Origin of the sequence: Roseomonas gilardii, assembly GCF_001941945.1 — a bacterium.
GTDB lineage: Bacteria > Pseudomonadota > Alphaproteobacteria > Acetobacterales > Acetobacteraceae > Roseomonas.
This window is the reverse complement of record NZ_CP015583.1, coordinates 2,177,501-2,199,862: the sequence shown is the minus strand read 5'-3', so window position 1 is coordinate 2,199,862 and position 22,362 is coordinate 2,177,501. Positions and strand designations below refer to the sequence as shown.

The following is a 22,362-nucleotide window of genomic DNA, read 5'->3' as shown; positions in this document are numbered from 1 at the left end:
GGCCGGGGGGGCACAACCCTTGGCCCCGCCACTCGTTTTTCCGGGCAGGCGGAGGCTGGGGCCGGGTTGCCCCCGCCTCCGGTTCCACGGAATGACGAGGAGTATTCCCATGGCGGATGCGAAGAACCGCAAGGTGGCCATTCTGGCGACGGATGGCGTCGAGCGGGTGGAGCTGACGGAGCCGATGAAGGCGCTCCGCGAGGCCGGGGCGGAGGTCGTGGTGGTGTCCCTGAAGGGCGGGGAGATCCAGGCCATGGACGAGGACGTGAAGCCCTCCGAGAAGATCAAGGTCGATCTGGAGGTCTCGGCGGCGAAGCCCGAGGGATTCGATGCCCTGGTCCTGCCGGGCGGCACCACCAACCCCGACAAGCTGCGCCAGGACGCGGCGGCGGTGGCTTTCGTGAAGGGCTTCGTCCAGGCCGGCAAGCCCGTCGCGGCGATCTGCCACGGCCCCTGGACGCTGGTGGAGGCGGGGGCCGTGAAGGGGCGGAAGATGACCTCCTATCCCTCGCTGAAGACCGACCTCCGCAACGCCGGGGCGGAATGGGTGGACGAGACCTGCGTGGTGGACGGCAACTTCGTCACCTCCCGCAATCCCAAGGACCTGCCGGCCTTCTGCGAAGCCGTGGTGCGCGCGGTGGAACAGGCGGCACCCCGCAAGGCGGCCTGACGCCCGGCCTGTTACAGCACGACACCCTGGAACCGGTTGTCCTCGCCGGACCCGCATGCGACCTCCGCGCCCGATGAAACGGGTGACGGAGGTTTCCATGCTTGGCTGGTCGCGGGTGCTGACAGGGGTTCTCTGCCTGTCCGTCCCGGCTTCGGTCCTGGCGGCACCGGCACCGGATGCCCCCGCAGCCATCCCCGGCGATGCCGCGCCGGCCGGGGTTCCGGACGTCCCACCCCCCACGGCCAAGCCAGGCAAGCCTTCGCTGGCCGCGCTCTGGAACGCGCTCCCGGCCGAGGCGGGCGGCTTCCGCCGCAGGGAGGTGGAACAGCCCTCTCCCAGCCCCGAGGGGGTGGAAGGGCTGGTCGCCCGCTATGCCGGGCCTTCCGGCCGCGCCACCGTCTATCTCTACGGCAAGCCTACGGAGACGGTGCCGGATGGCCCCTTCTCCCCCGCGCTGGTGTCGGAACTGGCCAGCGAGGCTTCCTACCTGCGCGCCGAGTTGCAGCGCGGGGAGGGCGGCGTCCGCCTGCTGGCCCAGCGCCACGCCGATCTGGGCGTGAGAGGCGGCACGCCGGTGATCTCCTGCGAGGCCTTCGACCTCCAGGCGGGCAAGAAGCCACAGGAGCAGACGCTGTGCATGAGCGGCGTGGCCGGGCGCATGCTGAAGCTGCACCTGATCACGGAGCCGAAGCCGAAGGAGGAAGAGGAACTCCGCCGCAACATCGCGCGCTTCGCGGTGGAAATGGTGCGGGCGCTGCACGGGGCCGGGCGGGGCTGAGGCGTCAGAAGCGCGGCGGAGCCCTGGCGGCCATGGCGATGTGACGCATAATGACCGCTTCCCCGCCCGAGCAGGAGCCTTGCCGATGGTCGCCCGAATCGTGTTCCTCGACCCTCTGAGCCCCCAGCGCATGGAGGCGCTGAACGAGCTCCTGCCGCCCGGCTTCTCGATCTTCACCACCACCGCGCGCGACGAGGCCACCCAGGCCGCCGCGATCGCCGAGGCCGACTACGCCATCTCCGGCGACGTGCCGGTGACCGGCGCGATGATGCGCGGCGCGAAGCAGCTCAAGGGCGTCCACAAGTGGGGCGTCGGCATCGACAACTTCGACCTCGACACGGCGCGCGAGCTCGGCATCCGCATCATGCGCACCACCGGCAGCAACGCGGTGCCCGTGGCCGAGACGGCGCTGGCGATGATGATGGCCACGGCGCGCGGCATCCTGCCGGGGCACAAGGGGCTGGAACGCGGCGAGTGGCTCAAGGGCGCGGTCGGGCAGCACTGCTTCATGCTCAGCGGCAAGACCGTGGGCATCGTCGGACTGGGCTATATCGGCAAGAGCCTGGCGCGGATCCTGCGCGGCTTCTCCTGCCGCGTCCTCTACAGCAAGCCGAACCGGCTCGATCCGGCGGAGGAAGCGGAGCTCGGCGTCGAGCACGTGCCCTTCGAGACGCTGCTCGCGGAATCCGACATCATCTCGCTGCATTGCGCGCTGACGCCGCAGACGCGCGGCCTCTTCGCCGCGCCGCAGTTCCGGGCGATGAAGAAGACCGCCGTGCTGGTCAACGTCGCCCGTGGCGGCGTGGTGGTGGAATCCGATCTGGTCGAGGCCCTGCGCGCCGGCGAGATCCAGGCCGCGGGCGTCGATGTCTTCGAGACCGAGCCGGTGGCGGCGGACCATCCGCTGCTTCACATGGAGAACGTGATCGTCACGCCGCATATCGGCGCCGCCGCCCGCGACAACTTCGCCGCCACGGTCAGCCGCATGTACCGCAACATCGCCAGCGTCGAGCATGGCGAGCCGGTGGCGCCGCTCGACCTCGTGGTCTGACACCCGTCCCGGCCCCGGGGCGGGTTCAGCCCCGCCCCGGGGCCGGCATGCGGGAGGCCAGCGGGATCGGGATGGCGCGATAGGCCGCCAGCCCCCGGCCCCCGGAGGCCCCGCCTGCCGCCACCCCGCCCGCCGTGGTGCCCAGCGCCGACCCCGCGACGGGCATGCGGTTCACCACCGCCGGCGCCCCGGCATAGGGCGCGCCGCCGAAGGGCAGGCCGCGCCCCACCGGCTGACCCATCGTGAGGCGCGCCGCCGCGCCACCGGGCGTCTGCCCAGCCGGATTCCAGCCCGGATTCCACCCTGGGGCCAGCCCGGCCTCGCGCCGCGCCTCCGGCAACTGCGCCTCCACCGCGGCGAGGTAGGCAGCGGCCCGTTCCGGCGTGTTGCTGTGGTAGTTCGCCGCCGAGCGCATCCAGTCGCCCCGCGTCGCATTCAGGTCCTTCAGGAACCGCGCGGCATAGCGGGCATTGGCCAGCGGATCGAAGGCTTCCTCCAGGCTGGCGAAGGCATTGGGGTGGTGATGCAGGTTGATCTGCATGCAGCCCACATCGATCAGCCGCATGCCGTCGGCCCGAAGCTGCCGCACCTCGGCAATCGCTTCCGCCCTGGTGCGGAAGAACTTGCCGCGCCCCTCCGCATTCATCGTCCAGGGCCAGGGACCGCGCTCGCCGGTCTCCGGGTCCCGCCGCCCCGATTCCACCCGCCCGATGGCGGCCAGGAGCCCTGCCGGCAGGCCGTATTCCCGCTCCGCCGTGGCGATCGCGGCCCGGCAGAGGGTGGAAGGGGATGGGGCGGGATTCTGGGCCCTGGCTCCCGCCATGCTGGCGAGAAGGATCAGGAGGAGGATCAGGCAGCGGAGCATGACCATCCAAAAGCGAGGCCCGTGCCAGCATGCCCGGGCTCCTCCGGACAGGCGAAATAGGTCAACGGCCCTGCCTTGTGCGGCACGGGAGGCTGCCTTGACCAAACTTCATGCTGCGGCGCGCAAAAATGCTTGCGAACAGGGATTTGGGCGGCTAGCTTCGGTCTTGCAGCAACACGGTGATCCCGGGTTGTTTGCCTTTCTTGGACGTTTCCTCCCTAAACTCGGCGGTGCTTTCGGGCACCGCCTTTCTTTTTGTCCGCTGTCTGGCGACGATCCGTCCGGGCCGGGGATCAGCGGCCCAGGAAGCTCCAGTCCGTCTCCGAAAGCCTTTGCAGCAACGTCGTCATGCGCTGCCGCAGCGTCTCCATGGCGGGCAGGGGCGTGATCCGCCGCTCATCCATGTACAGGCCGCGCGAGATCTCGATCTGCAGCGCATGCACATGCTGGCGTGGCCGGCCGTAATGGCGGGTCACATAGCCGCCGGCATAGGGATCGTTCCGCCGGACGCGGTAGCCCAGCGACAGCAGCCCATCCTCCACCGCCCGTGTCGCGCGGGGGGAGCAGGCGGTGCCATGCGCATCTCCCAGGATCATGTCCGTGCGCCCCGCGGCGGGAACGCTGGAGGGCATGGAATGGCAGTCGATCAGCAGGCAGAAGCCGAAGCGGTGCCGCGTTTCCTCGATCAGCGAGGCCAGGGCGCTGTGATAGGGCTCCCACAGGTTCTGCACCCGGTCCATCGCCTCGGTGAAGCGGAGGCGCCGGTCATAGACATTCTCCCCCGTCCCGGTGACGCGGGCGATGGTGCCCAGCCCGGCCCCGACCCGGGGGGAGGCGGTGTTCACCCATTCCGGCAGGGGCTCGTCGAACATCCCGGGGTCCAGCTCCCAGGGCTCGCGATTCGCGTCGCAATAGACGCGGGGAAAGGTCGCGGCGAGCAGCGGCGCGCCGAATTCCGGGGCCGCCGCGAAGATCTGGTCCACGAAGCTGTCCTCGGACCGCCGCAGCGTCAGCGGGTCCAGCCGCGTGCTGCGCAGCAGGTCGGCCGGATAGCTCCGCCCGGAATGGGGCGAGGCGAAAACCAGCGGAATGGCCTGATGCCCGGGCCGCGAGAGAATGAAGGGCGGCTCGGTCAGCGGCGCGACATTCTCAGGCGGCGGCAGATCCATCCTGACTTTCTTACATGCCGCGATGCGGAACGTCACGCGCGGCATCTTGCTAAACCCACCGGGCCGCGATACAGGGGCGCCACACCGCGAGCGGGCGCGTAGCTCAGCGGGAGAGCGTCCCCCTGACACGGGGAAGGTCACAGGTTCAATCCCTGTCGCGCCCACCACGAACCCCCTGAAAACCTGCCGTTTCAGCGCAACGCGGCCATTCGTGCCCGCGGCATCGCCGCTTTCCACATCCGGAAAGCGGCGCGCCGGTCACGGACACTCCCGGTCGCCCCGCGCTTGTTGCGGGGCTGGCATGGCCAGCGGTGCCCCGCCGTCACCCTTCCGGCCATGCCTTCGGGAAAGTGGGGCGGACGCGCCGCCCCGATCCCGCTGATCCCGGCCTCAGCGACCCCAGATTTCCTCGGCCAGTTCGGCGCAGAGCCGCAGCTTGGCCCATTGCTGGTCCTCGGAGAGCTTGTTCCCCTCCTGGGTGCTGGCGAAGCCGCATTGCGGGCTGATGGCGAGCTGCTCCAGCGGCAGGAACTTCGCCGCCTCGTCGATGCGGCGCTTCAGCTCGTCCTTGCTTTCCAGCACGCCGTTCTTGCTGGTGACGATGCCCAGCACGACGACCTTCTTCCCGCGTGGCACGAAGCGCAGCGGCTCGAAGCCGCCCGAACGCTCGTCGTCGAACTCCATGAAATAGGCATCGATGTCGATGGCGTTGAACAGCACCTCGGCCACCGGCTCATAGCCGCCGGAGGCCACGAAGGTGGACTGGAAGTTGCCCCGGCAAAGATGCATGCTCATCGCCATGCCGGCCGGCCGCGCCCGGGTCGCGCGGTTGATCATGCCGGCATAGATGTCGAGCAGCCCCTCCACATGCTCGCCGCGCCGCTTCAGCCCCTCGATCTGCTCCGGATCGCACAGATAGGCGATGTTGACCTCGTCGAGCTGGAGATAGCGGCAGCCGGCGGCATGGAAGGCCTTCACCGCCTCCTCATAGGTCCGCCCCAGATCGTCAAAGAACCCGTCCATGTCCGGATACACGTCGCGCGCGATCGCCTCCCGCCCGCCGCGGAAATGCACCACGCTGGGGGAGGGGATGGTCTGCTTGGCGATGGCGTTGCAGGTGCAGCCGGCGGTGAAGCGGAAATCCTCGATCATGCTGGGCTTCCAGCCGATCCGGCCGTTCACCCGCAGCTTGTGGCCGAGCGTCGCGCCCTTGAACTGGACCTTGTCCTCGGGCTCGTAGATCTCGATCCCGTCCAGCCCGCCCAGGAAGTCGTAATGCCAGTAGGCGCGGCGGTACTCGCCATCCGTGGCGGCGCGCAGGCCGACCGATTCCTGCTTCGCCACCACCCGGGCGATCTGCTCGTCCTCCACCTGGCGCAGCGCCTCGGCGGAGAGCTTCCCTTCGGCGCGCGCCTGGCGGGCCTCACGCAGCGCGGCGGGGCGCAGCAGGCTGCCGACATGGTCGGCGCGGAAGGATGGAAAGGCGGGCGGCTGGCAGGGCCTGCCATCGGCCCCCGTACGGGCGGCGTCGCGGGTGGCTGTGCTGGCGGACATGGGGTTTCTCCTGACGTCTTCTTGTCATCACGGCCCCGGTCTCCCGGCCCCGCACCCCGTCGCCGGGGTGGGCCTTCGTCCCTTCTGCTCCGCCGGAACACCCCGTCCGGCGTGGCCGCGCTGACGTCAATGATGGCAGGTCTCCTGGCTCGCGCGTCATCACCATCCGCCGCCTTCCCGGGGGTGAACCCGGTGGCCCTTGGCGGTGGCTCGGCGCCGACAGTTGCGGGGGCAGCCATGGCTTCGCACCATGTTCCCGTTTTAATCCGCGAGGGAACCATCGCCCTCCGGTGTAGGGGAGGCGCGGCCTTCCCGGAAGGGGCGGCGGGCTCCGCGGAGGCCGGAACGGAAAAGGGCCGGTGCCCTGTCCGGCACCGGCCCTTCCCGATCCTTGGCCATCCACCCTCCGGAGGGGTGGAAAGGGTCCTCAGCCCGCTAGCGCGGCCTCGCCGTCCAGCACCGCCGCGACGGCATGCACCACCGAGGCGATGCGCACGGAAGCCTGCACCTGCTCCTGCGTCATCCCATGCTGGCGCACCACCTTCTCGTGGCTCTCCATGCACATGCCGCAGCCGTTGATGGCGGAAACGGCGAGCGACCAGAGCTCGAAATCCACCTTTTCCACGCCCGGCCGGGCCATGACGTTCATGCGCAGCTTGGCCGGCATGGTGGCGTAGTCGCCATGCACCAGATGCGTGAAGCGGTAATAGACATTGTTCATGCCCATGATCGCCGCCGACGCCTTGGCCGCGTTCAGCGCCTCGGGCGACAGCTTCGGGCCGAACTCGGCGACGATGTTCTTCGTCACCGCGGCATTGCGCGAGGCGAGCGCGCTGGCGATGAAGGTGCCGGCCAGCTGCTGCTCCGTCAGGAGCGTCTCGGCGGCGAGCGAGCCGAGGTTCAGCTTCAGGTCCTTGGCATATTCGGGCAGCATGTTGCGCAGGGCGTCGAGCGACATCCTGTGAACTCCTCTCCGGTTGTGTTCGGTGGGCGGAGCCGGCCCTCGGGGGCGCCCATGCGCCCGGTTCCCGCGGCTTTCGCGGAACGGTTCTCCCTGGACGGGGGAACGGGGCGGCCGGCTCGGCACACCGTCCCCGGGGGCGCGAAACCCCCGGAGCGCGGTCAATCCGTGGAAGCGGGCCTCAGGCGGCCGGCTTCAGGACCTCTTCGCCCTGCTTCCAGTTGCAGGGGCACAGCTCGTCCGTCTGCAGCGCGTCGAGGACGCGGAGCACTTCCTGCGGGTTGCGGCCGACGTTCAGGTCGTTGACGGAGGCGAAGCGGATGATCCCCTCCGGGTCCACGATGAAGGTCGCGCGCAGCGCCACGCCGGCGTTCTTGTCGAGGATGCCGCAGGCCGTCGACAGCTCGCGCTTGATGTCGGCGAGCATGGCGAAGGGCAGGTCCTTCAGGTCGGCATGGTGCGTGCGCCAGTTCATGTGCACGAACTCGCTGTCGATCGACACGCCATAGACGACGGCGTCACGGTCGCTGAAATCCGTGTTCAGCTTGCCGAAGGCCACGATCTCGGTCGGGCAGACGAAGGTGAAGTCCTTCGGCCAGAAGAAGACGATCTTCCACTTGCCGGCCTCGGAGGCATCGGAGACCTCGGTGAAGGCGGTGTTCATGTTTAGCCCCTCGGGGCCACCCTTCACGGCGGTGAGCTGGAAGGACGGGAACTTGTCGCCGACGGTCAGCATGCAGTGATCCTCTTCCCAAAAGAATTCGGTCGCTTCCGGACGGCGCCGCGAGGGCGATCCCCAAGGGCGATCCCCAAGGACAATCCCTCTGACCCATCCGGTCGGAGGCTGATTCCCGCCCCCGCGCCGTGGCCGGGTATGACGCAGGTGCAGCAAGGGTTCAAATGAATAGTTTTCGTCCTTATGATCGACTGCGCCGATGACCGCCTATCCCAGTCCGCAACAGCTCCGCTACCTCGTCGCCCTGGCGGATCACGGCCATTTCGGCCGCGCCGCCTCCGCCTGCGCCGTCAGCCAGTCCACCCTTTCCGCCGGGATCATCGCCCTGGAACGGCAGCTCGCCACGGCGATCCTGGACCGTGGCGGCCCATCCAAGCGGCCCGCCTTCACCCAGGTGGGACTCGAGATCGTGCAGCGGGCGCGCGACGCACTCGCCGCGCTCTCCGCGGTGGCGGAAACGGCGGCCACGGCGCACGACCCGCTCAGCGGCCCCTTGCGCTTCGGGCTGATCCCCACGGTGGGCCCCTTCCTGCTGCCACGCCTGATGCCCGCCCTGCGCGACGCCTTCCCGCGCCTGCGGCTCTGGCTGCGGGAGGATCTGACCCAGAACCTGGTGGCCGACCTGGAGGGGGGCCGACTCGACCTGCTGCTTCTGGCCCTCCCGGTGGCCTCGGCCGACCGCCTGGACGTGGTGCCGCTGGCGGAGGACCCGTTCCTGGCGGCCCTGCCGCCCGCGCACCGGCTGGCCGCGCGCAACATCCTGCCCGCCTCGGCCCTGTCCGGCGAAAGACTACTGCTGCTGGAGGATGGCCATTGCCTGCGGGAACACGCCCTGGCCGCCTGCAACCTGCCAGGGCCGACCGGCGGCGACAGCTTCGCCGCCACCACGCTGCACACGCTGGTGCAGATGGTGGCCGGCGGCCTCGGCGTCACGCTGCTCCCCCGGTTGGCGGTGGAAGGCGGCGTGCTGGCCGGGGCGAATGTGGAGCTGCGCCCGGTGGAGGACGCGCCCGGCCGGATGCTGGGCCTCGCCTGGCGGACCCGCTCCCCCCGCGCCAGCGAGTTCAAGGGGCTGGCCGCCACCATCCGGGACATGCTGGAAGCGGATGGCCGGGGGCTCAGCGGCCCAGGCGGAACTCCACCAGCAGCGGGTGATCCGGCCCCCGCTTGAGCACCCGGTCCGGCAGGGCGCCGCCGAAATCACGCGGCCGCCATTCCCGGCAGGCGAGGAGGCGGAGCTCCAGCGCCGCGAAGGCATTCAGGTAATCGGCGAAGCCATGCGCCACCGTCGGCATGCGGATCTCCCGCCCGCCGGCCTGGAAATGCGCCCCTGTCCCGCCGAGCGACAGGAAGGGATGGATCTCGACGATCCGGATCTCCCCCCGCGGGCGCAGCAGGCGGCGCGCCTCCCGCAAGGGCGGCAGCAGGTCGGCCATGTGTTCCAGCGACAGGCAGAACAGGCCCAGGTCCGCCGAGGCATCCGGCAGCGCCACCGGCCGGCTCATGTCTTGGCACAGCAGGTGGAACTCCGCGCCGCGCCGCCGCGCTTGGTCCAGCATCCCGGCGGACAGGTCGAGCCCGGTGAGGCTCGCCGCGCCCCCGGCCCGCAGCCGGGCGAGATTGCGGCCGGTGCCACAGCCGAACTCCACCACGTCGCGGTCCCTGGCCTCCCCGGCCAGGCCGTCCACCACCCGGCTGGCCCCGAAGACCATCGGATTGTCCTGCGCGTCATAGGTGCCGGCCCAGAGGTCATAGGCCTCGGCCACCGGAAGAAAGGAGGAAGGTTCCGTCATCTGGATCGCCCCGAAGGAAAGGGCAGGCGCATCCCGGCGGTCGTCGGCGCGCCGGGCCTGCGCTGTGCCTCGTGGCGGGGAGCCGCCCCGTGACGGGGCAAGTTGTTTTCCGGGTCCGGGACCCGTTCAGCTCCGCCAGAGCGGGACGAGGCTACGGCCGCGGGCGGTGCCGGGCAAGGCCCGGACCGGCGGAGGCGCCTCAGCGCGGAAAGCGCAGGTCCAGGCCGCGTTCGATCCAGCGGGCCTCGATCGCGCCCAGATCGGTCAGGCCGGCCGGATCGGCCTTGCGCGGCGCTTCCGAAAGATAGGGTTCGCGCTGGCGCTCCCAGAGGCCGAGCAGCCGCCGCAGCTCCGGCAGCGGCTCCACATGGTCGTCCACCCGCAGGTCCAGGTCGGGGAAATCCTCGGTGGACACCATCACCAGGGCGGCGGACTGGCGGCCGCGCCGGTCGCCGCCCGCCGCTTCCCCGGCCATCAGCGCCTGCACCAGCCGGCGGGGCAGGGACAGGCCGCCCTGCACGGCGAAGGCGGCCTCGGTGTCCTGCAGCACGGCCGGCCCCGACAGCATGTTGCCGGCGAAGGACACGTGCGGCGCCCCGCTATGCCCCGCCCAGGCGACGCAGTGCCGGCCGGTCCAGGCCGCCACGCGTCCCTGCCGGTCCACGGCATGGATCTGCCGCAGCTCCCGCCCGTCATCCCCGGCCAGCGCCTGCTCGATCGCGGCGGCCGGATGCAGCCCGGCCTCGATCCCATCCAGCACGGCGGGGCCGAGATAGCGGTTGGTGAAGGACTGCGTGGACACCGCCCCGACCCCCGCCCGCACGAAGGGGCGGGAGGCCCCCACGGCGAGATTGCAGGTGGTCACGGCGACGGCGAAGGCTCCGCGATGCGGGTCGTGCGCGACGATGGACCAGGTCACGGTGCAATCTCGCTCCCTGCGAAGGGGAATCCTCCCGCAGCGCGGCAAAATCTATTCCGCCTGTCCCGCTGGGCACCAGCACCTGCGCGGGGCGGCCGGGGAAATTTTCCGCACCGCAGGCAGAGCCTGTGGCAAATTTCCCCTTCAGGTTGAATTTCCTCCCTGAATCTTTGTTGAAAGTTTGGAATTCAGCACGATAACGGGTGATTGCGCGAAAAACCTGTGGCAACATCCCGCAACAGGCCCGTTCCGAAGAGGGATCGGGCCAGATCAGGGGATCAGGACGGTGAGCGACACGCTCTCACACAAGGACGGCTCGTTACCGCCCGGCCAGCCTGACCCGGACGCCATCGACACCCCCGCTGGGGCGGCGGAGCCGGAGGTCCGGTTCCGGCCAGCCGATCCGCTCACGCCCCGGCCTTCCTATCACCCGGAGGAAGGGGCGCCGGACCCGCGCAGCGAGTGGTTCGGCATAGCCCGGGCTCTGCTTTATGCCCTGCTGGTGACGGCGTTCCTGACCTGGCTGATCTTCCTCTGGGTCGGCTGACCCGGATCGGCTGACCCGGATCGGCTGACCCGGATCGGCTGACCCGGATCGGCTGACCCGGATCGGCTGACCCGGATCGGCTGACCCGGATCGGCTGATCGGGGGCCGCACCCGAGCGACACGTCCGCCGCGTGGCGACCGCCCAGCCACCCATCCTGCATGTTGCGCCATGTTTCCGCTGCGCTGCCGCGGAAGTCTGCGGCTTGGCAGGCCCGGCCCGGCCCGGCTATCCCGTCACCCATGCGCCGACGCGATTTCTCCCTGGCTCTCATGGGCAGTGCCATGCCGTTGCTGGCCCTTGGGGGAAAGCCCGGGGGATCTCCGGCCGCGGCCGCCACGACCCATGCCCAGCCCGCCGCGCTGCAACGCCTCGCGGAACGCCTGCACCGGCTGGAGGAGGACGGGCTCAACCCCGCCGACTACGCCATTCCCGCCGAGACCGCCGTCGCCGCCGATCCCGCCGCCCATGCGGCCGGACTGATGCGCGCCGCCTCGGCGGCACTGTCCGACCTGCTGCTGGGCCGCCTGCGCCTGCCCACCAACCGCCCCGACATCCTGCGCGACCCCGCCGCCATCCCGATGCCGCGCTGGCAGCTCGACCTGCTGGGCGCCGCCGATCCGGCCTCGGTGATCGACCGGGCGGCCCTCGCGCCCCCCGATGCCGCGCTCCTGAAGTCGGAGCTCGCCAAGGCACGCGCCATCGTCGCGGCGGGCGGCTGGCCCCGTATCCCCGGCGGCGGCACACTCGATCCCGGCGCCAGCGACGCGGAACGGGTGCCGGCGCTGCGGGCGCGGCTCGCCGTGGTGGACCCGGCGCTGGCCGCCGCGCCGGTGGAAGGAACGGGCGAGCTCTACGACGAGCCGCTGGCCGCCGCCTTGCGCCGCTGGCAGGAGGAACAAGGGCTGGAGGCCGATGGCCGCCTCGGCCCGATCACCCTGGCACAGCTCAACCGCCCCGCCGCGCAGCGCGTGGACCAGCTCCGCGTCGCGCTGGACATGCGCCGCGCCGCGCCGCGCCCGCCCACGGGCCGCCGGATCGAGGTGAACATCCCCGATTTCCGGCTCTTCCTGCTGGACGGGAACCGGACCCTGCTGCGGATGAACGTGGTGGTCGGCCGCCCCGACCGCGCCACGCCGCTGCTGCGGGTCTCCATGACCACGGTGCAGTTCAACCCGCCCTGGGGCGTGCCCGCCCGCAACGCGCGCGAGGACCTGCTGCCGAAGTTCCGGCGCGACCCCAAGGCGATGGTGGCCAAGGGCTTCCGCCTCTTCACCACGATCGGCGGAGAGCGCGTGGAGGTCGATCCGACCACGGTGGACTGGGCCCATGTCCGGCCCGACAACTTTCCTTATTCGGTGCGCCAGGATGCCGGGGATTCCAGCGCGCTCGGACGGCTGAAATTCATCATGCCCAACAACGACGACATCTACCTGCACGACACGCCGGACCGCTGGGCCTTCAACCGGCCCGACCGCGCCTTCTCGTCCGGCTGCATCCGACTGGAGCGACCCATGGAACTTCTCGACCTCGCCATGGATGGCATGGGCTGGGACCGGGAGCGCATGCAGCGCACCTTCGACACCCGGCAGACGATCAACGTGCCGCTGAAGCGATCCATCCCCGTGCGGCTGGTCTACACGACCGCCGTGGTGGAGGAAGGGCGGCTGCGCCTGCGCCCCGACATCTACGGCCTCGACGCCGCCTATGCGCGGGAGATGGACCGCGGCGCCCCGCGCGTGGCGGCCGCCCGATGAGCCACCGTCCGCGCCTCGACTGCCCCTGCTGCGTGGATGCCGCCCGCAGCCCCGCCTTCCGCCGGCGGGAGGTGATCCGCGCCAGCTTCGCCGGCCTCGCCTGCGCCGCCATGGCTTCGCCGGCCCTGGCCCAGGTGGCCGCGCCCGCCGGCCCGCCGCGCGTGCTGCGCATCCAGCGCGCCTATGCCGAAACGGACGACCAGTTCGAGGGCGTGTACTGGGAGAACGGCCGCTACGTCCGCACCGCCTTGCAGAAGCTGGACTACGTTCTGCGCGACCTGCCGACCGAGGAGGTGACGCCGATGGACCCGCGCCTCTTCGACGTGCTGCACGCCGTGGCGCAGCAGATGGATTCCGGCGAGCCTTTCCAGGTGATCAGCGGCTATCGCGCGCCGGAGCGCAACGCCAACCTGGCGCGGCAGTCGCGGCGCGTGTCCACCGCCTCGCTGCACATGTCGGGCATGGCGGCGGATGTGCGCCTGCCGGACCGCGATTCCTATGCCATGGCACGGCTGGCGGCGGAGATGCAGATGGGCGGCGTCGGCCTGTACCGCCGCGACGGCTTCGTGCACCTGGATTGCGGCCAGCCCCGCCGCTGGGGCTGATACGAAGGGCACACCAGCCACCCCCCGGGGAGAGGCCCTGCCTCTCGCCCCGGACCCCGTTCGTCGGCACTCGCATGAGACCGTCAGCCCCGGGTCCATCATGCGGAACGGGCGGAAACAGCGGGCATCGGAACAGACGGCAGATACCCTGTCCGCGTGGGTGTCACCCGCACTTGCCGGAGAGCAATGCTCTCCAGCGCGAACTTCCCTTGCTTCCCTGCTGGCCGCGCGATATAGGAATAAAATCAACACACCAGCGCCGTTCCGTTACCACTTTGCGATCCGCGTGAAGGAGATTTGCATCCATCCGGACAAATAAAGGACTAAAATCCTAAAACAATAAAGCCTTAAAATGACACGCGCGAAGGTTCCGCCCAGCCCCGAAAAACCCGGCCCGCCCCCCGCACATCCAGGCGTCAATCCGCCCGCATGATGCGCCGGGACCGGTCCCCTCAGCCCATCCGGCCGCGCCCGGCATGCCCCGCCGTCGCGCGCCGCATCGGATGCGTCAGGCGCAGCCCGGCATGGCGCAGGACCTGCCCGAGCGCCACGGCCGCCGCCAGGGCCGCGCCGGCCCGGGGCGTCGGCGCCAGCCGCAGGAAGATCGCCAGTGCCTCCCGCCGCGAGCCCCGCTGCGCCAGCGCCAGGGCCAGCAGCAGCGTCGCCTCGCCCGGCAGCACCCGGGGGCTGAGTAGGCAGCCCATCCCGCACGGGGCGCCGAGCTGGCGCAGTGCCTTGTCCAGATCGTCCCTCGCCGCACCGATCCCCAGCGTCGCCAGCGGCGCCTGCATCGCCATGGCAGGGGAGCCACCCTGCCGGGCGGCCTCCGACCAGCGGCGGATCGCCTCCAGCAGCACGGCTTCCGGTTCCGGCAGTTCCTCCGGCGCGATTCCGAGCCAGGGCCAGCTGGGCAGTCCTTGAGTCGCCATCTCGGCCTCCTGCGCGTCGCGAAAGACCAGCTTGGGCCAGATGAGAACCGATCTCAAACAGCTTTCGGGGTTTGTGTCCGGTTTTTCAGTGGAAATCGCGCGATCGGCCCAAACGGGGAATGGCGGATCGCGGCGAACCGCCGCGCCCGATCTCATCCGCCCGGGCGAGCTGGCTGTCCGCCGGAAAGGCACCGTTGGGCAGGTCGAGCCGGTGCAGCCCGTCCAGCATCGCGGAATGGTCCTCCAGCCGCCGCACGATCAGGTGCAGGATCGGCACGGCGCCGCTGTCCTCGCGCTCCAGCCGGCCCTCGGCCACCAGCAGCCGCGCGCCCAGCACCGCCGGCCGGTGCGCCGCCACCACATCCGGATAGAGCACGAGATTGGCCGTGCCGTACTCGTCTTCCACGGTGAAGAAGACCACGCCCTTCGAGGAGCCGGGCCGCTGCCGCACCAGCACCAGCCCCGGCAGGCGGATGCGGGCGCCGCGCCGGGCACCGCCCAGGCTGCGCGTGTCCACCGGGCCGAGCCAGGGGCGCAGCAGGGCCAGCGGATGCGCGCGCAGGCTGAGCCCGGTGGTGCCCCAGTCCAGCGCCAGCCTCTCGCCATCGGTCAGCGCGGGCAGGGCGGGGGCTGCTTCGGCTGCGGCGGCGAAGAGCGGCAGCTCGTCCGGGGGCGGGGCGGGCTCGGCCGCCCGGGCGGCCCAGAGCGCGGCGCGGCTGTCGAGGCCCAGGCTGCGGAAGGCGTCCGCCCGGGCCAGCGCCGTCACGGAATCGCGCGGCAGGGCGGCGCGGCGCACGGCATCGCCCATGTCGCGGAAGGGGCGGGTGGCCAGCAGCCGCCCGGCGGCCTCCGCGTTCAGGCCCTGCACCAGCCGCAGCCCGAGGCGCAGCGCCAGGCCCCCGGTGCTGCCGGGATCGGGCTCCAGCGTGCAGTCCCGGTCGCTGTGGTGCACATCCACCGGCAGCACGCGCACGCCATGCTCCCGCGCATCGCGGACGAGCTGCGCCGGGGCGTAGAAGCCCATGGGCTGGCTGTTCAGCAGCGAACAGGCGAAGGCGGCCGGATGGTGCCGCTTGATCCAGGCGGAGGTATAGACGAGCTGGGCGAAGGAGGCGGCATGGCTTTCCGGGAAGCCGTAGGAGCCGAAGCCCTCGATCTGGCGGAAGCAGCGCTCGGCGAAATCGCGCTCGTAGCCGCGCGCAACCATGCCCTCGGTGAATTCGGCGCGGAAGCGTTCCACCTGCCCCTGGCCCTTGAAGGTGCCCATGGCGCGGCGGAGCTGGTCGGCCCTGGCCTCGCTGAACCCGGCGGCGGTGATGGCGAGCTGCATCGCCTGCTCCTGGAAAAGCGGCACGCCGAGGGTCTTGTGCAGCACGCCCCTCAGCTCCTCGGAGGGATAGGTCACGTCCTGCGGGTTGGCGCGGCGGTGCAGGTAGGGATGCACCATGTCGCCCTGGATCGGGCCGGGCCGCACGATCGCCACCTCGATCACCAGGTCGTAGAAGGCCGCCGGGCGCAGGCGCGGCAGCATGTTCATCTGCGCCCGGCTCTCCACCTGGAAGACACCGATGGAATCCGCCCGGGACAGCATCGCATAGGTCTCGGCGCAGTCCTGCGGCACGTGTTTCAGGTGCAGCCTCGGCCCGCCGCCCGCCTCGATCAGCGCGAAGGCGCGGCGCAGGCAGGACAGCATCCCCAGCCCCAGCACATCCACCTTCAGGATGCGCAGCACCTCGATGTCGTCCTTGTCCCATTCCAGCGTGGTGCGCCCCTCCATGGCGGCGCGCGTCACCACGGCCAGCTCGGTCAGCGGCCCCTTCGTGATGACGAAGCCGCCGACATGGGTGGAGAGATGCCGCGGGAAGCCGACCAGTTCCTCCGCCAGTTGCAGCGCCCAGGCCAGCCGGCGGTCGGCCTCCGGCTCCAGCCCCTGCTCGCGCGCGATCTCGGCGAAGCTCGCCTGTTCCAACCCCCACGCCCCTTTCGCCAGCCGCGCGGTGATGTCCTCGCTGAGCCCCATCGCCTTGCCCGCCTCGCGGATCGCGCCGCGCGCGCGGAAACGGCTGAGCGTGGCGGCGATGGCGGCGCGGTCGCGGCCATAGCGGTCGTAGATGTGCTGGATCACCTCCTCGCGCCGCTCATGCTCGAAATCCACGTCGATATCGGGCGGCTCGTCGCGGGCCTCGGACAGGAAGCGGGCGAAGAGCAGGTCGTGCTTGTCCGGCGGCACGGCGGTGATGCCCAGCACGTAGCAGACGACGGAATTCGCCGCCGAGCCGCGCCCCTGGCAAAGGATGCCCCGCCCGTCGGCGAAGCGGACGATCTCGTCCACGGTGAGGAAATAGGAGGCGTAGTCCTTCGCCGCGATCAGCCGCATCTCGGCCTCGATCTGCCGCGCCACCTTCTCCGGCACGCCCTCCGGCCAGTGCGTGCGACAGGCTTCGGCGACGCGCCGCTCCAGCGTCTGCTGCGCGGTGAGGCCGGGCTCCAGGATCTCCTCGGGATATTCGTAGCGCAGCTCACGCAGCGAGAAGCGGCAGGCATCGAGCACGCGGGCGGTGTTCGCCACCGCTTCCGGCCAGCGCTCGAAGAGGCGGCGCATCTCGGCGGGCGGCTTCAGATGCGCCTCGGCATTGGCCAGGGCGTGCTCGCCGAGCTGGTCCACCGTCACGCCAAGGCGGATCGCGCTCAGCAGGTCGGCAAGCGGCCGGCGCCCGGGCCGGTGGAAGCGCGCCCCGCCCGCCGCCAGCAGCGGCTGCCCCATCGCCGCCAGCGCATCGAGCCGCTTCGCATCGTCGCCGCCATAACGGTGGATGGCGGCGCAGAAGAGCGGCAGGGCGAGGCGGCGCAGGGCGCGCGCGTCCCGCCGCAGGCGTTCGGCGAAGGCCGCGTCCGGCTGGTCCGGGGGGATCAGCGCCATGACCCAGCCCTCGGCGGATTCGATCATCTCCTGGCGGGACAGGTGGCACTCGCCCTTGGGCGCGCGCATCCGCCCATGGCTCAGCAGCGTGGCGAGGCGGCCATAACCGGCGCGTTCCGTGGGCCAGACGAGGTATTCGCTGCCGTCCGGCAGGCAGAGCCGGCAGCCGGGCACGAAGCGGAGCCGGATCTTCTCGTGCTCCGAGGCCGCGAGGCCGCGCACGAGGCCGGCCAGGGAATTGCGGTCGGCGATGCCGAAGGCGGCATGGCCCAGCAGCTTCGCGGTCAGCGCCAGCTCATGCGGGTGGGAGGCGCCTTCCAGGAAGGTGAAGTTCGAAAGGGCACCCAACTCAGCATAGGCTTCGGTCACGCGAAGTAGCCGTGCAGGAACCAGCGCGCCGGGTCGTCCGGCGCATCCAGCCCGGCGCGGCAGACCCAGAGCCGTTCGCCCGTCTCCGTCTCCAGCCGGTAGTAGTCGCGCAGGGCGCGGGCCGGATCGTCCCGCCACCATTCCGGCAGAAGGCGCTCCGGCCCCTCGGCGCGCCGGATGCGGAGATGGCGGCCCTGGAGGGTCAGCCGGGCGGGCGCGCCGTCCGGCAGGGCGGCCAGGGCCGTCACCGGCTCGGGCCGGGAAAGAAGGCGGACCGGGCGCGGGTGGTCCCGCCAGGATCGGGGCGGCTCCGGTGCGATGGTGGTGAGCGGCGGCACCCGCCGCATGGCACGTTCCGGCAGGTGCGACGCCTGGGGCTCCAGCCGCCAGACCGGCAGGCGCGTTTCCAGCCGGTCGATGAGCTGCGCCAGGAGAAGCTGGTGCCGCGCCGAATCGGCCTGGCTGCCGGCAAACCCCTGCTGCGCCGGGGCCAGCGGATCGGTGCGGCGGGCCAGCAGGGCGAGCCGGTCGAAGCCGAAGCCGGGGGCCAACTCCTCCAGCCGGTCGTGGAAGAGGCGGGCGAGATGCACCGGGTCGCGCATCGGCAGGCCGGTGCCGACCGCGATCTCCTGCACGCCGCCTTCCGTCCAGTGGGCATCGGCGCGATGGGCGCGCAGCAGCAGGTGCCGGGCGCCGAGCCCGGCCTCGTCCAGCTTGCGGCAGAGCGCGTCGAGCAGCCCGGCGAAGACCGCGTCGATGGCGGCGCGGGTCACGATGGGTTCCGGCAGGTCCCGCACCACGGCGAGGTCGGGTGGCGGGCGGACCGGGCGGATCGGGCGGCGGGCGCGCCCCGTCACGCCGTCCAGCAGCGCGGTCAGCGCCGGGCCGAAACGGCGGGCGAGGGGGATGCGCGGCTGGGCCAGGACCTCGCCCACCCGCCAGAGGCCGAGGCGGCGCAGCTCCGTGGCCACCGCCTCCTCGACCGGTAGGGCGGTGAGGGGGAGGGGGGCGATAGCCTGCCGCTCCCCGCCGGGCGGCACGATGGCGGGGACCCCGGCCCGGGCCAGGGCCAGGGCAGCCTCCGGCGTACCGGCCACGGCGCCGACGGCGGCGAAGCCCAGCCGGGCGAGGCGGGCAACGGCCTCGTCGCGCAGCCCGGCCTCGCCAGCCCCTCCGGTGCAGCCGGCGATGTCGAGGATCAGAGCATCCGGTTCCTCCACCGCCGCGAGCGGAGTGAAGCGGAGCGCCCAGAGCGCCAGCCGCTCCAGCATCGCGGAAGCGGCACCGGGCGATTCGGGCTCCAGTCGCAAATCGGGATGCAAGGCCCGTGCATCCGCCAGGGGCTGGCCGGGATACAGGCCCAGCGCCTCGGCCGCGGCGCTGATGGCGGTCACAAGGCGCCGCGGCCCGCGCTGGCCCCAAAGGGCGACGGGTTCCTCCGTGCGAAGGAGATCGGTGGGGAGCCGCGGCAGGTGCAGGGCCAGGAAGCGCCGGCCGGCCGGGAGAAGCGGCTCCAGGCTGCGGTCCTCCGGCGCATCGGCAGAAAGGCGGGACGGTGCCGCGGCGGCCGGGTTCAGGCGAGGCGGGCGGCAGGCACGTCGTCGCATGCCGCATCCTCCTCGGAGGGGTTCTCGGGGATCAGCGTTTCGCTGGACGGGCGCCAGGCGACATCCCAGCGGGCGGGGCGGGCGTTCCGGGCGCGCAGCAGCTCCAGCCGCCATTGCGGGTCGCCCAGCTCGTGCCGCGACAGGCCGGTGCCGGCCCGGCCGGAAACGCGCCAGCGGGTGAGGGCCATGCCGGGGCCCGATTCCTCCGTATCCTCGCGCAGCAGCAGGCCGATGCCGCCGCCGGTTTCGGCCGCGAGCTGCAGGCGGCGGGCGGCGGTGTCATCCGGCCTGTGGCCGGCGAGCAGCACGCCGCCGACGGCCGGGCAGCGCAGCGTCTCCTCGGCGGCCCAGAGCGCATCCGCCGCCCTCGCGGCCCGCACCAGGATCAGCCGCGCATGCGGCAGGCCGAAGCGGGACAGGCCGGGTGGCCAGGCATCGGGGGAGGGGGCGATCCAGAACACCGTGCCGCCGCTGCGCGCCAGCAGCAGGGCGGCGAAGCCGGTGGCAGCGCCCGAACTGCTTTGCAGGATCTCGTGCAGCGCGGCCCGGGGCAGGCCGGCGCCGCCGGGCAGGGCGGCATCGATCGCCGGCGTCAGGGGGATGGCCGCGCCATTCCCGCGATCCTGCTGCCGGGCCAGGGCCTCGGCCGCCCCCGCACGCTCCATGCGTGACACACGGGCACGCAGGGCGGCGAGGAGGGCGGGCCTGTCCATCGGGGGGCTCATGGACAAGGGGAACCGACTCCGGGGTTACTTGTTCCCTTTATGTTCGCTTGGGCGGCAGATTCGGGTCAAGCATGACGGAGTCGGGGATGGATAACGGTCCGTGGGCCGGGGAGGGGGGCGATCCCGCTTCGCCACGGGATCGCCAGGGGATTCAGCCGCGGCGGCGCGATTCCAGGTCCCAGGCCGGGCGTGCTGCCTCGGTCAGAGCCTCGCCGCGGCTGATGCCGATGTCGGAGAGCATGCGATCGTCCATCTCTGCCAGATGGCGGCGGCTTTCGATGGCATGGTGGACACGTGCCAGGACGTCCAGGAATTGCCGGACGACACCCGGACGCGCCCCCGGTTGTGCAAAGCCCCGGCCGCGGGCGGCGGCCGTGCAGGCACCGGTGGCGAAGCTGTTGCGGGCGAGATGGGCGGACATGAGGTCGTTCCTGTTGTTGGACGACCTCCATATGTTCCATCCATGAGGCTGAAGGAAACGAGTTGTTTTGACATTCGGCATCAAGGATATTGATGCCATGCTCGGCCTTCCACCCGGGATCGATCCCGACCTGCTGCGCTCCTTTGTGCTGGTGGCCGAAGGCGGCAGCGTCACCCGTGCCGCCCAGTCCGTGGGCCGCACGCAATCCGCCGTCTCCATGCAGATGCGCCGGCTGGAGGAAATGCTGGGTCAGCCCCTCCTGGCGCGCGGGCCGCGCGGCTTCCTGCCGACGCAGCATGGCGCCTGGCTGCTGGACCGGGCGCGGCGGCTGCTGGAAATGAACGACGAGATCGTGGCCGGCTTCCGCACGCCGGAACTGGCCGGGCGGGTGCGGCTGGGCACGCCCGACGACTACGCGCTGATCTGGCTGCCCGAGATCCTGTCGCGCTTCGCCCAGTCGCATCCGGCGGTGGAGATCGAGCTGGTCTGCCTGCCCAGCACCAGCCTGCTGCGCTGCTTCGATGCGGGGGAGCTGGACCTGACGCTCTTCTCCGCCGGCAACGAGGCCCCGGGCGTGCTTTCCGAGCGTCTCTGGCGCGGGCCGCTGCATTGGGTGAGCGCCACGGACCTGCCGGTGCATCTGCGCCGCCCCCTGCCGGTGGCGCTGTGCATAGAGGACTGTCCCTGGAGCCGGGCCGCGATCAAGGCGCTGAACGATTCCGGGCTGCCCTGGCGCGTGGCCTATCACTCGGCCTCGCAGACCGGCACGCATGCCATCGCCCTGGCGGGCCTCGCGGTGACTCTTGGGCTGACAGGGATGTTGCCTGCCGGGCTACGCGTGCTGGGCGAGGAGGATGGGATGCCGCGCCTGCCGGATTTCGAGGTGGCGATGCGGGTGCGGCATGGCGTGCCACTGGCGGAGCGGTTGGGGCGGCATATCTCCGACAGCTTCCGGATGCAGTTGCAGAGCCTGCCCAACGCCGCCTGAGCAGGGTGTTGCGGCGCCTCCGGGCCGGGCTCATAGAGCGCGCCCCGGGATGAACGGGGATGGCAAGGCGCCGCGAACGGCGGGATGTGCCGGCGGAGTGGTGCCAACGGAGTGGTGAAGGTGAGCGACAGGCAGGCACGGGAATCGGCACGTTTCGCCGGGATCATGGAGGATGGTGCCGTGCTGCGCCGCCGCGTGGCAGCGGAGATGCGGGAGAGCGTGCTGGCGGTGGTGGATCGCTGCGAAGCGGCCATGCGCGATGGAAGAACGCTGTTCTTCTGCGGCAATGGTGGTTCCTCGGCGGATGCACTGCATCTGGCCTGCGAATGGACGGTGAGGCTGCGCGGCGCCGTCGCCAGACCTTCCTGGCCAGCGGTCGCCCTGGCGGCGGATCCTGTGACGATGAGTGCCGCCGGCAATGATTTCGGCTTCGCGGAGGTCTTTGCCCGGCCTTTGTCCGGGCTGGGGCGCGGAGGGGACGTTCTGTTCGGCCTGACCACCAGCGGCCGAAGCCCCAGCGTGGTGCGGGCGCTGGAGGTGGGGCGGGAGATGGGACTGGCCACGGTGGGATTGCTGGGCGGCGAGGGAGAGCCGGCGAAAAGTTTCTGTGACCACGTCCTGCTAGTTCCCTCGGCGGAAACGGCCAGGGTGCAGGAACTCCATATCACGCTGGGTCATGCCATCCTCGAACTGCTGGAGGACCGCCTGACGAGGCGGACATAGGCGGGCCGGAAAAACTGCGAGGGGGGTATTTACAGGCCTGGAGGCCCCCCATATAAGGCGGCCCACGGACGGCGGGGTTGGTTCTGAGGAGCTGACGGGGCGCTGGGCCGTGATCCCCTGAGGGGTGTGCTGATTTATCTGGATGTGTCTTTCCGGTGAGGGAGGATGGTCCTGGGGATTGGTCGTCCTATAGGGGTATGTTCCTTGACAGATGAATAGGGGTTTTACTGTTGATTGACCTGGCTGTTTTGCCTGGGTGATCTGGCGGATTGTGCTG

21 protein-coding genes, 1 tRNA gene and 1 riboswitch are annotated in these 22,362 nt (G+C 71.1%); of the genes, 10 read left to right on the top strand and 12 right to left on the bottom strand.

The window, feature by feature from the left end:
* Window positions 1-109 precede the first annotated feature (109 nt).
* The 3 genes from RGI145_RS10040 to RGI145_RS10030 all read left to right on the top strand — a co-directional run bounded on the left by RGI145_RS10040 (window position 110) and on the right by RGI145_RS10030 (window position 2,499).
* Window positions 110-670 carry a type 1 glutamine amidotransferase domain-containing protein gene (locus RGI145_RS10040; RefSeq protein WP_075798214.1) on the top strand — a complete coding sequence of 187 codons (561 nt, stop codon included), beginning with the start codon at window positions 110-112 and terminating at the stop codon, window positions 668-670.
* A 97-nt stretch (window positions 671-767) separates the two neighbouring features.
* Window positions 768-1,448 (top strand): hypothetical protein, encoded by a 681-nt coding sequence (locus tag RGI145_RS10035; protein WP_075798213.1) that lies wholly within the window; start codon window positions 768-770, stop codon window positions 1,446-1,448.
* An 85-nt stretch (window positions 1,449-1,533) separates the two neighbouring features.
* Complete coding sequence (locus tag RGI145_RS10030; protein WP_075798212.1) at window positions 1,534-2,499, top strand: 2-hydroxyacid dehydrogenase; 966 nt, start codon at window positions 1,534-1,536, stop codon at window positions 2,497-2,499.
* Window positions 2,500-2,524: 25 nt separating this feature from the next.
* Here the strand turns inward: RGI145_RS10030 and RGI145_RS10025 are convergent, their stop codons facing one another.
* Window positions 2,525-3,364, bottom strand: coding sequence for a transglycosylase SLT domain-containing protein (locus tag RGI145_RS10025; RefSeq protein ID WP_167668261.1), 840 nt, complete (start codon window positions 3,362-3,364; stop codon window positions 2,525-2,527).
* A gap of 293 nt (window positions 3,365-3,657) precedes the next feature.
* On the bottom strand, window positions 3,658-4,533 hold the full coding sequence (locus RGI145_RS10020) for an N-formylglutamate amidohydrolase (protein ID WP_075798210.1): 876 nt from the start codon (window positions 4,531-4,533) through the stop codon (window positions 3,658-3,660).
* A gap of 92 nt (window positions 4,534-4,625) precedes the next feature.
* Between RGI145_RS10020 and RGI145_RS10015 the strand changes: the two genes are divergently transcribed.
* Window positions 4,626-4,700: transfer RNA gene (locus RGI145_RS10015), tRNA-Val, on the top strand.
* Between the two features lie 223 nt (window positions 4,701-4,923).
* On the opposite strand, the gene RGI145_RS10010 is transcribed toward RGI145_RS10015, so the two are convergent.
* From RGI145_RS10010 to RGI145_RS10000, 3 genes are all read right to left on the bottom strand, one after another.
* Window positions 4,924-6,087: a 5-methyltetrahydropteroyltriglutamate--homocysteine S-methyltransferase gene (locus RGI145_RS10010; RefSeq protein WP_075798209.1), complete on the bottom strand. Its 1,164-nt coding sequence runs from the start codon at window positions 6,085-6,087 to the stop codon at window positions 4,924-4,926.
* 117 nt (window positions 6,088-6,204) lie between these two features.
* A riboswitch (cobalamin riboswitch) is annotated at window positions 6,205-6,384 on the bottom strand.
* 130 nt (window positions 6,385-6,514) lie between these two features.
* A complete protein-coding gene (locus tag RGI145_RS10005) occupies window positions 6,515-7,045 on the bottom strand; it encodes an alkylhydroperoxidase, AhpD family (protein ID WP_027280176.1) in 531 nt (176 codons plus the stop codon).
* Between the two features lie 184 nt (window positions 7,046-7,229).
* The gene (locus RGI145_RS10000) at window positions 7,230-7,784 is read right to left on the bottom strand and encodes a peroxiredoxin (RefSeq protein ID WP_075798208.1); all 555 of its coding nucleotides are present in this window, start codon (window positions 7,782-7,784) and stop codon (window positions 7,230-7,232) included.
* A gap of 199 nt (window positions 7,785-7,983) precedes the next feature.
* Between RGI145_RS10000 and RGI145_RS09995 the strand changes: the two genes are divergently transcribed.
* The gene (locus RGI145_RS09995; protein ID WP_075798207.1) at window positions 7,984-8,955 is read left to right on the top strand and encodes a LysR substrate-binding domain-containing protein; all 972 of its coding nucleotides are present in this window, start codon (window positions 7,984-7,986) and stop codon (window positions 8,953-8,955) included.
* Here RGI145_RS09995 and RGI145_RS09990 read toward each other — a convergent pair.
* Window positions 8,903-9,577, bottom strand: coding sequence for a class I SAM-dependent DNA methyltransferase (locus RGI145_RS09990; protein WP_075798206.1), 675 nt, complete (start codon window positions 9,575-9,577; stop codon window positions 8,903-8,905). The genes RGI145_RS09995 and RGI145_RS09990 overlap by 53 nt on opposite strands.
* A 199-nt stretch (window positions 9,578-9,776) precedes the next feature.
* Entirely contained in the window at window positions 9,777-10,496 is a 720-nt protein-coding gene (locus RGI145_RS09985; RefSeq protein ID WP_075798205.1) for a DUF1028 domain-containing protein, read from the bottom strand.
* Between the two features lie 286 nt (window positions 10,497-10,782).
* On the opposite strand from RGI145_RS09985, the gene RGI145_RS09980 reads away from it, so the two are divergent.
* The 3 genes from RGI145_RS09980 (at window position 10,783) to RGI145_RS09970 (ending at window position 13,403) form a co-directional block, all read left to right on the top strand.
* Complete coding sequence (locus RGI145_RS09980; RefSeq protein WP_075798204.1) at window positions 10,783-11,043, top strand: hypothetical protein; 261 nt, start codon at window positions 10,783-10,785, stop codon at window positions 11,041-11,043.
* Window positions 11,044-11,283: 240 nt separating this feature from the next.
* Entirely contained in the window at window positions 11,284-12,798 is a 1,515-nt protein-coding gene (locus tag RGI145_RS09975) for a L,D-transpeptidase family protein (RefSeq protein WP_075798203.1), read from the top strand.
* Window positions 12,795-13,403: a YcbK family protein gene (locus RGI145_RS09970; RefSeq protein ID WP_075798202.1), complete on the top strand. Its 609-nt coding sequence runs from the start codon at window positions 12,795-12,797 to the stop codon at window positions 13,401-13,403. Before RGI145_RS09975 ends, RGI145_RS09970 begins: the two co-directional genes overlap by 4 nt.
* A gap of 452 nt (window positions 13,404-13,855) precedes the next feature.
* On the opposite strand, the gene RGI145_RS09965 is transcribed toward RGI145_RS09970, so the two are convergent.
* From RGI145_RS09965 to RGI145_RS09945, 5 genes are all read right to left on the bottom strand, one after another.
* Complete coding sequence (locus tag RGI145_RS09965) at window positions 13,856-14,389, bottom strand: hypothetical protein (protein WP_075798201.1); 534 nt, start codon at window positions 14,387-14,389, stop codon at window positions 13,856-13,858.
* Window positions 14,390-14,417: 28 nt separating this feature from the next.
* Window positions 14,418-17,621 carry an error-prone DNA polymerase gene (locus tag RGI145_RS09960; protein WP_075798200.1) on the bottom strand — a complete coding sequence of 1,068 codons (3,204 nt, stop codon included), beginning with the start codon at window positions 17,619-17,621 and terminating at the stop codon, window positions 14,418-14,420.
* Window positions 17,618-19,228, bottom strand: a complete 1,611-nt coding sequence (locus RGI145_RS25035; protein WP_156878488.1) for a Y-family DNA polymerase — start codon at window positions 19,226-19,228, stop codon at window positions 17,618-17,620. The genes RGI145_RS09960 and RGI145_RS25035 overlap by 4 nt, the downstream gene beginning before the upstream one ends.
* Window positions 19,195-19,941, bottom strand: a complete 747-nt coding sequence (locus tag RGI145_RS09950; protein WP_075798199.1) for an ImuA family protein — start codon at window positions 19,939-19,941, stop codon at window positions 19,195-19,197. Before RGI145_RS09950 ends, RGI145_RS25035 begins: the two co-directional genes overlap by 34 nt.
* Window positions 19,942-20,104: 163 nt before the next feature.
* Window positions 20,105-20,374 (bottom strand): DUF1127 domain-containing protein, encoded by a 270-nt coding sequence (locus tag RGI145_RS09945; RefSeq protein WP_075798198.1) that lies wholly within the window; start codon window positions 20,372-20,374, stop codon window positions 20,105-20,107.
* A 97-nt stretch (window positions 20,375-20,471) separates the two neighbouring features.
* Between RGI145_RS09945 and RGI145_RS09940 the strand changes: the two genes are divergently transcribed.
* Complete coding sequence (locus tag RGI145_RS09940) at window positions 20,472-21,362, top strand: LysR substrate-binding domain-containing protein (RefSeq protein WP_075799974.1); 891 nt, start codon at window positions 20,472-20,474, stop codon at window positions 21,360-21,362.
* Between the two features lie 120 nt (window positions 21,363-21,482).
* On the top strand, window positions 21,483-22,085 hold the full coding sequence (locus RGI145_RS09935) for a D-sedoheptulose-7-phosphate isomerase (protein WP_237183037.1): 603 nt from the start codon (window positions 21,483-21,485) through the stop codon (window positions 22,083-22,085).
* The last annotated feature ends 277 nt before the right edge of the window (window positions 22,086-22,362 follow it).

What these genes read in the sequence shown, in the direction of transcription:
- RGI145_RS10035 (WP_075798213.1), top strand. Translation starts at nt 768, where the DNA reads ATGCTTGGCTGGTCGCGGGTGCTGACAGGGGTTCTCTGCCTGTCCGTC.
- RGI145_RS09970 (WP_075798202.1), top strand. Translation starts at nt 12,795, where the DNA reads ATGAGCCACCGTCCGCGCCTCGACTGCCCCTGCTGCGTGGATGCCGCC.
- RGI145_RS10010 (WP_075798209.1), bottom strand. Translation starts at nt 6,087, where the DNA reads ATGTCCGCCAGCACAGCCACCCGCGACGCCGCCCGTACGGGGGCCGAT.
- RGI145_RS09975 (WP_075798203.1), top strand. Translation starts at nt 11,284, where the DNA reads ATGCGCCGACGCGATTTCTCCCTGGCTCTCATGGGCAGTGCCATGCCG.
- RGI145_RS09945 (WP_075798198.1), bottom strand. Translation starts at nt 20,374, where the DNA reads ATGTCCGCCCATCTCGCCCGCAACAGCTTCGCCACCGGTGCCTGCACG.
- RGI145_RS10000 (WP_075798208.1), bottom strand. Translation starts at nt 7,784, where the DNA reads ATGCTGACCGTCGGCGACAAGTTCCCGTCCTTCCAGCTCACCGCCGTG.
- RGI145_RS09990 (WP_075798206.1), bottom strand. Translation starts at nt 9,577, where the DNA reads ATGACGGAACCTTCCTCCTTTCTTCCGGTGGCCGAGGCCTATGACCTC.
- RGI145_RS09995 (WP_075798207.1), top strand. Translation starts at nt 7,984, where the DNA reads ATGACCGCCTATCCCAGTCCGCAACAGCTCCGCTACCTCGTCGCCCTG.
- RGI145_RS09950 (WP_075798199.1), bottom strand. Translation starts at nt 19,941, where the DNA reads ATGGACAGGCCCGCCCTCCTCGCCGCCCTGCGTGCCCGTGTGTCACGC.
- RGI145_RS25035 (WP_156878488.1), bottom strand. Translation starts at nt 19,228, where the DNA reads ATGCGACGACGTGCCTGCCGCCCGCCTCGCCTGAACCCGGCCGCCGCG.
- RGI145_RS10005 (WP_027280176.1), bottom strand. Translation starts at nt 7,045, where the DNA reads ATGTCGCTCGACGCCCTGCGCAACATGCTGCCCGAATATGCCAAGGAC.
- RGI145_RS10030 (WP_075798212.1), top strand. Translation starts at nt 1,534, where the DNA reads ATGGTCGCCCGAATCGTGTTCCTCGACCCTCTGAGCCCCCAGCGCATG.
- RGI145_RS09940 (WP_075799974.1), top strand. Translation starts at nt 20,472, where the DNA reads ATGCTCGGCCTTCCACCCGGGATCGATCCCGACCTGCTGCGCTCCTTT.
- RGI145_RS10040 (WP_075798214.1), top strand. Translation starts at nt 110, where the DNA reads ATGGCGGATGCGAAGAACCGCAAGGTGGCCATTCTGGCGACGGATGGC.
- RGI145_RS10025 (WP_167668261.1), bottom strand. Translation starts at nt 3,364, where the DNA reads ATGCTCCGCTGCCTGATCCTCCTCCTGATCCTTCTCGCCAGCATGGCG.
- RGI145_RS10020 (WP_075798210.1), bottom strand. Translation starts at nt 4,533, where the DNA reads ATGGATCTGCCGCCGCCTGAGAATGTCGCGCCGCTGACCGAGCCGCCC.